The following is a 616-nucleotide window of genomic DNA, read 5'->3' as shown; positions in this document are numbered from 1 at the left end:
TTGAGAGCGCGGATCGCCTCCGTGCGGCTGTTGCCCATCGCCTTGCGGTTGTCCAGGTAGCGGCGGGCCCTCTCATCGACGCGGGCCTGGGTGATCGCGATGCGGTGCACGGCGGCGTTGAGACGCCGGTTGCCACCACGGTTGAGCCGATGCCGGTGTGTCGCCCCGGAAGATGCCGGAATCGGTGCGGTTCCGGTGTGCATGGCGAACGCGCCGCTGAAGTGGAACCGGCGCACGTCGCCAGTCTCCGCCACGATCCTGGCCGCGGAGAGCGGTCCGCACCCAGGCAGCGCCAGCAACTGCGGCGCCTGGACCTTCATCAACTCGTGGAGTTCACGTTCAAGCTGATCGGCTCGCCGGGCCAGCTCCTCGACCCGGTCGAGCAGCTCCGCGGCGATCGACAGACCCACACTCCCCGCCTGCGCGGCGAGGTAGTCGCGCACATGCGTCACCCAGCGGCGCTTGTGCAGCTTGCGAGCCGGAATCGTCTCGGCGAAGTCCGGGTCCAGGTCGTGCAGCAGCCACCGCAGCCGCGAGCACATGCGCACCATCTCACCAACGAGGTCCTCGCGGTGGTCGAGCAGCATCTTGACCACGCGTGACTCGTCCTCCGGCA

At 68.7% G+C, this 616-nt stretch carries 1 protein-coding gene; it reads right to left on the bottom strand.

All coding sequences use genetic code 11. The annotated features are described in order from the left end of the window. Positions 1-587 (bottom strand): transposase (locus tag ACVCAH_RS38055; RefSeq protein WP_447141041.1); only part of this gene is annotated, 587 nt, incomplete at its 3' end. Positions 588-616 lie beyond the last annotated feature (29 nt).

It is taken from the genome of Micromonospora sp. LZ34 (assembly GCF_052981855.1).
This window is presented reverse-complemented; position numbering and strand designations above follow the sequence as displayed.